This window comes from Leptospira borgpetersenii serovar Javanica, from assembly GCF_003046425.1.
Taxonomy (GTDB): Bacteria; Spirochaetota; Leptospiria; order Leptospirales; family Leptospiraceae; genus Leptospira; species Leptospira borgpetersenii.
Genome location: NZ_QAJG01000050.1, coordinates 1 through 6,432, shown reverse-complemented (window position 1 = coordinate 6,432; position 6,432 = coordinate 1). Strand labels below are relative to the sequence as shown.

Annotated in this window: 4 protein-coding genes; 1 reads left to right on the top strand and 3 read right to left on the bottom strand. The window is 41.9% G+C overall.

All coding sequences use genetic code 11. From position 1 onward, the window contains the following. Positions 1 to 508 precede the first annotated feature (508 nt). Positions 509 to 1,507, top strand: coding sequence for an integrase core domain-containing protein (locus CLV95_RS18315; protein WP_017853478.1), 999 nt, complete (start codon positions 509 to 511; stop codon positions 1,505 to 1,507). Between the two features lie 338 nt (positions 1,508 to 1,845). Here CLV95_RS18315 and CLV95_RS18310 read toward each other — a convergent pair whose 3' ends face one another. The 3 genes from CLV95_RS18310 to CLV95_RS20195 form a co-directional block, all read right to left on the bottom strand. Beyond that, positions 1,846 to 2,568, bottom strand: coding sequence for an NADase-type glycan-binding domain-containing protein (locus tag CLV95_RS18310; protein ID WP_413462627.1), 723 nt, complete (start codon positions 2,566 to 2,568; stop codon positions 1,846 to 1,848). Between the two features lie 9 nt (positions 2,569 to 2,577). Continuing rightward, on the bottom strand, positions 2,578 to 4,350 hold the full coding sequence (locus tag CLV95_RS20200; protein ID WP_002734459.1) for a hypothetical protein: 1,773 nt from the start codon (positions 4,348 to 4,350) through the stop codon (positions 2,578 to 2,580). 63 nt (positions 4,351 to 4,413) lie between these two features. Continuing rightward, positions 4,414 to 6,432: hypothetical protein (locus CLV95_RS20195; RefSeq protein ID WP_107695059.1), on the bottom strand; the 2,019-nt coding region annotated here is incomplete at its 5' end.

The following is a 6,432-nucleotide window of genomic DNA, read 5'->3' as shown; positions in this document are numbered from 1 at the left end:
AGAATCTTAATTCATTGATTCAAAGAACAAAATCTACTTTAGGAATATTGAAATCAAATACAATCAGTTTTGATAGTTATTGGAGGCAAGCCGGCATTTAGGTACTCATTTTTATAGGGATCAGTAACATATATAACGTAGTATTCTTACTATATTCATAATATTTAAGTATGGATTAAAGTCAACAGACTCTTGACTTCTTCTTTGTTTAAGGATAAAAAATACGTAATTTTACGACTTTTTTCACTAAGAACTTGTCTTAAAGTCCGGGAATCTGAGAACTTTTTTTAGATGTCACAGTGGCGTTCGGCTTTGTTACTCCTCATTTCGCTTATCAAGCAGCATAATTTCCGTAATCTTGATTTAAGACGTTACATCAATCCCAAGTATGTGAGAAAAAAGAGGGCAAGGACGTTGTTCTATGTATGTAAAATTCCGGAATCTGGCATCTAACACCTAACAACTCAAATTATGTTATAATCTGAATTGAACTCTGTTCTTCTTGTTATTGCCATTCTCGCCTTTGTTTAAATACGATTTAAAATTTGAATATGCAGCGGTGGTTCCGTTCTTTATGAATTTTATCTTTTCAACTTCCAACAATTTTTGGTTCTGGGTAGTCGTTTTAGAAAAATTAATTCTTTTCTTTTTTTGGAAATTCTCTCCGAAACAAGTTATGTATGTTTACAAAGTCCTTCAAACAAAATATAAAAGATTCTTCAAACTTTCAAGCCAAGGGAGGCCAACTCGGGACGATTACTGGGATATATATTATCAGATTAAGGATATGTTAAGAGACAATCTGGATTGGGGAGCTTCTAAAATTCATGGTGAGATTTTAAAACTCGGCTTTGATCCTTCTTTGTCTTTAGTAAAGCGTATCATCATGAGGATCTTGAAAAGATCCAATCCGTCGGGTAATTGGAAATCCTGGTGGAAATTATTCGATCATCTCAAAAGTGAAGTCGTAGCAATGGATCTTTGCAGGATTCAAACTATTTACGGTACTACTTTGTATGCTCTTGCATTTATCGAGCGCTCTTCGAGAAAAATCATACATTTGAATATCACGGAACACCCGACCAGCGTTTGGGTTTTACGCCAAATCGAGGAGACTAAGTCTCTTTGTATCAGGTTTCAAACTTTGTTAAGCGACAATGACGTTTTGTTCTCGGGTCAAATAATTCTCAATGGTTTGCAGGAATTGGGAATTCAATCTCTTCACACACCTCCCGCTTCCCCTTGGTGCAACGGCATCATGGAACGGTGGTTCGGTTCTTTACGGAGGGAATGTCTCAATCATATCCCGATCTTTTCTTTACATCATGCGCACCGCGTTGCGCAGGAATACGTTGATTACTACAATCATTGCAGGCCTCATCTGGCCTTAAACAAGGATTCTCCTTGTGGTAGGGTCGTTACATTTCCAACTCCTACCTCCAAAGTTATCAAACGAAAAGTTTTGGGCGGGTTACACCATGTTTATCTTAATTCAGAGGTCACTTAATAATATGTCATCTTTTTTGCATTTTGTCAAATTCCAACATACTATACAAACGACGGCTTTTGGACTAGCACAATCCGACTCCGACGCTTGCGCCGAATCCGTTCTCTGCGGAGTAACTAAGTCCCACGTTAACCGCGTTCAGAGGACAGAAGACTGAGGACAGATGGGGAAGGGGAAAGCCTTCCCCTCGCTTCATACCGAGCTTGCTGTCTTTCTAATTTACAAATGTCTAATTGTATTTCCAAGCTCGGTATTCCGCTACCCCTTCGCCGGGCTATCTCCTTGGTTCCATCCCCGGAACCCTGTGTTGCTTTTAGTGTGGCTCTGCACTGTGTTTCCTACTTCCTCTCACGTGTAATTCTAAATTTCTTTTTTACATCCTCCGAGTAACCGTGAAACTCAGTTAAAAACACATTTTTACTCTTAGTTCCTGGATATATTTCCAAGATTGTAAGTTTGAAAAGTAGGTAACGACCATAGAAATCATCTTGTGGCTTTATCTTCGTAAAAATCTCTCTTTCAAAAGTTTGCTCTTCCGGTGTATCTTTCAATTCCAATTCAAAGGAATCATTTTCAATCGGATAATTGTGATATACGAGAGGGTCTTTTAGATTCGCCATGCTTTCCGTACCCTCTAATTCATATACATCAACCCTTACTTTTTTGATCCTTCCGGTTTCTTGAAAAGAAGTCGAGTCCTTAGCCAAACCATTCAAAAAGCTGAAATAGTTTTTTTGACTCTTTCCTGCGAGTTGGTGATAATGATTTGTATTGTAATCTACATAATTGTATGTATATATCCATTCTCCGATTCCTTCATTTTTGCTTACGCCCCAAGCTGTATCTTGATTAATATCATCAATGTTATTTGGTCCGAAATGATTCTTTGGTTTCCCTTTCTCGATCAAAGTGGAACTCGCAACCAAAGACAAATGCTCATCGGGTCGATAACATTTCTTGAAAATTGGAATCAAATCCTTTCTCACTTTCTCACCTTCCGCTTGTAACATAACAGTTACTCCTAATATCAATATCGCTAATATTCGTTTTTGGTTCTTCATATATCTTCCTTAGTCTTTGGTTACGTAGTAGGCTTGGTTTCCGGCTAAATTGAACTTTCCATATTCATAATGGGCAAACATTCCGTTTCCGTTGTAACCTTTTGTATTCGCATTGCCATACGGGTCAAACACTACCCAACCTTTCGAGTCGTATCCTACAATCGCATTTCGGTGATCTCCGACCGGAAATTTTCCACCCGCAGATACGATATGGCCATCGCGAAGGGCTTGTTGAATCACTACTTTCTTGTCTTCGAAAGTTGCCTTATTTGGATAAACAAGCATATTTTGCTTTAATCCATACTCTTTATTCAGTTTGTCCGTACCGGCATACGTCTTCAATTCTTCTCCACCTTTGACATGGTCATTCCGATTCAAAATCCCTTTGCTTAACCCAGTCGAAAGCATATCGTCCACCATTTGTTTCGATGGATCTCTCGGTGTTACTCCGGCGTGTTCCGCCATCACCGCGTTACTCGTGATAAAACACTGCGCCGAAGGTTTGTTGTGATAATCAGGTAAACTCTTAGTTCCAAAGAGACCAGCTTCCTCTCTTTTGAAGTTCAGATTTGTCTTGTTGTCCAACTGAAGGTCATACTTTCCATTCGTGATGATAACTCCTTCACCGTTTCTTAATATAGCTTTCTTTCCATCGATCGATTGAATCTTGTCTCCATACATTGCCGTTAACGCTTCCGTATGGATTCTTTCCTTGTTCTGGTTGTAGTATTCATTTCGAGATTCGTTGAATCCTTTCGAATTACTTCCGGCAATATCAGCTGATAGTTCTTTCAACTTCTTGTATTCGGGGGAACTTTCACTCAATCCGTTGGCTTTTGCAAAGTCTTTCAACGCCGCTTCCACATTGCCCGATTTGGTTTTGTCAAAGCTGTTCACTTGATCTAAGATCTTGTCGATTCCCTTGTTTACAAGAGAACCGTTCAGTTCTCCATTTCCTCGCGCCGCCTTGCTCGATTCCAGCTGCTGCAACTCAGACATTTTCTTAGAAAGTTCTTTAGCCGCGGCCACTTCAGCAGAGCCACCTTTGGCGTCACTCATCGAACCGTTTCCATCTGCAAGCAAGATCCCCTCACTCAGTTCTTTCCGGAGCTGAGCAATTCTCTGATCTACTGGATCAGCCGGTCCTCCGTTGGAATGAGGTGTTGCGTCACCGTCTTCTCCTTCTCTTCTCTGTGTAGAATATCCAGCTCCTGCAACTGCATCCGCACTACCTCGGGCAGCAGCTTCTTTTTGTTTAGCCTGAGCCTCCGCTTCGGCCTGAGCTTCTTCGATCTCACCTTGTTTCGTAACAAAGTCGGCCTTCCACTTGTCTGCCAAAAAGTTTGTGTTTGCTTGGAATCCTCCGGACTCACTCCAGTTTCCCGCGTTGACTCCTCCGGATGCGTTAAGTGCAGCGGATACTCCATCTCTTTGAGAAAAACTTAATGTTCCCCCCGCGCCTTTCATTTGGTTTGCGAGTGAATCTTTGGGTTTGTTTTTGTCTCCGGGCGCTTCGTATCCGATATTGCCGCCGAGTCCGCCTTTCTCGCTCCAACTCAAGCCACCATTGACTCCATTGCTAAAACTTTGACTAAGGCTCGCTCCGAATCCGTCTCCTTCGTTGTAGCTGAGTGCAAACCCTGTTCCACTTTGGGAAGTAAATCCTGTGCTTCCACTCACGCTTCCTGTTTTACTGTTGTAGTTTAGTCCTGCGTTAAAGCCTGCTTTTGTTAAACCGACATCCACAGATGTTCCGCCTCTCTCCGATATCCCGACGCTCACTGTCGCCGGTCCGTATCCGACTCCGACAGAAGCTCCGAATCCGTTTTCTGCGGAGTAGCTAAGTCACACGTTAACCGCTCCTCCGGTAAAACTTTTCACTGCTGCGCCTGCGGCTCCTCCTACCGCACCGACCAGTGCTCCTTTTAATCCTCCGCTTGCCGCTCCTGTTGCGGCTCCAAGTCCCGCTCCCACTGCCATGGCGACCATCAGAGAAGCTCCGCCGGTGAAGGGCGCTGCTGCAACCGCTACAACTGTTGTTACTATTTGGAACTCTTGGCTTTGATACCATTGTTCTTTCGGTTTGTTCATCTTTTCCATCTGATTGGAGATGAGCCATGTCGGGATTCCGGTTGCTTTCGAAATTGCGTTTACAGTCTCGTCTTTGACATACGCTTTGACTGCATCTTTCATGCTACTTCCACCGACTAAAGCTCCGACAAGTGAAGCCGGTAATCCGGTTGCTTCTGCAACTGCTCCCGTTATGCGGCTTTGTGCTTCCGACTTCACAGCTTGGGTAAATCTTTGGCCCATGCTTCCGGATCCGCCGTTCATTCCATTCAAGATTGTAAATAGAAAACCCTTGCTTTCTTTCTCCGCGTCATTCGCCTTTGCTTGTTTTTCGATCCGAGACTCAATGTCTTCGGAATACTGTGCATACTTCTGGTTAACCATTGAAATTTGGGTCTCTGCGTTTTGAGTTCCCACTAACTTCAAGTTAAAGTTGTATCCTAAATTCGATATATCAAATCCGGATGTGACGATCAAATATTGCATTCCGTAGCTTACTTCCACAGGAATCCCTTTGACGCTCACGCTTCCTTTGAGTTCTCTATTTCCGGCAAAGACTGTATCATCAATATTCGTACCTTCATACATCGCTTTACCGACTTTTTTCATGTCCCCACTTTGATCTTTTAAACTTCCTTGGCTAAAGTTGTATTTTGATCCTTGTTCATGGTAACCTTTTAAACCACCCATCTCTTGATCGAATGTATTCTTTAAATCTCCTGGCAATGCCTGAAAGGTAGCCAGTGTTGTATCCCGGTTCTCTTTGTAGAGTTCCTTCTTGTAATCTTCGATCTCTTCGTTTTGTGTGTATTCTTCTTTGATCTCGTTTGTTTTGTTGCTAAACTGAGCAAACATCGTCTCCACGTTCTTTTGGAGATTGTCGATGTAGGTTTTAATCCCGATCGCCATCTCTGCGTTAAATCTGGTTGCGTTTGGATTCATCATGTCCACGCTCAGGTTTCCAGGATTAAACTTCGTCTCCATTCGTATATATTGATATTCTAAATCGGGAGAATAACTCGTACTCTTCATCGCACTTCCGTCGATTTCGATTTCTCCGCTGTAGATTTCTCGATACGCGCTAATTCCTTCTCCATCCGTTCGGAAAGAATATCCTGCGTCTCTGAGATATTTGTATTCGTCTCCGTTGGTCAGCGCTTCTAAGAGTGTCTTTTGGAGATTTGCACTTCTTTCTTCGTTATCTTTTTGTAATTTTTTTGCGTAGTCGTCTAAGTATTTCGACACTGCGCTGTTTGCCGCCAAGTTGATTGCTTGGCTACTTCCTTGTAACAATGTTTGCAACGCCGCCAAATCATTGTTATTCGTCACAAGTAAATTCATGTGAGAAAGTAGTTCATCTGCCTTTTTTTGTTTTTCTTCCAATTCTTTCTCTTGTGCTTGGATGTATTGAGCGACTCCGTTGTTGCTTACTTCTTGTGGTAATGCGCTTTGGATGCTTGCGATCATTTCTTGCAATCCATCCAAGAGTCCTTCTCCTATATTACGATTCGCTAATTCTTTGGATTCGAGTAGTAGTTTCTCTACTCTTGTTTTATTTTCTTCTCCTTGTTTGTTTAAGTTGGAAGCGGTTTGGATCATTCCTTGGATTTGGTTGTAACTTTCTCCTTCGGATATAATTCCCGCCACGGCGTTCTTTCCTTCTTGGATTTGTTTGTTGATTTGAGTTGTATTCTGAAAGTTTTTGTTGAGTAGGTTATCTCTGTAACTCAGGAAAGAATTTTTTGTATATGTCAATCCTCGGTTGTCTATTTCACTCGTAATCTCTTCGCCTAA

What these genes read in the sequence shown, in the direction of transcription:
- CLV95_RS18310 (WP_413462627.1), bottom strand. Translation starts at nt 2,568, where the DNA reads ATGAAGAACCAAAAACGAATATTAGCGATATTGATATTAGGAGTAACT.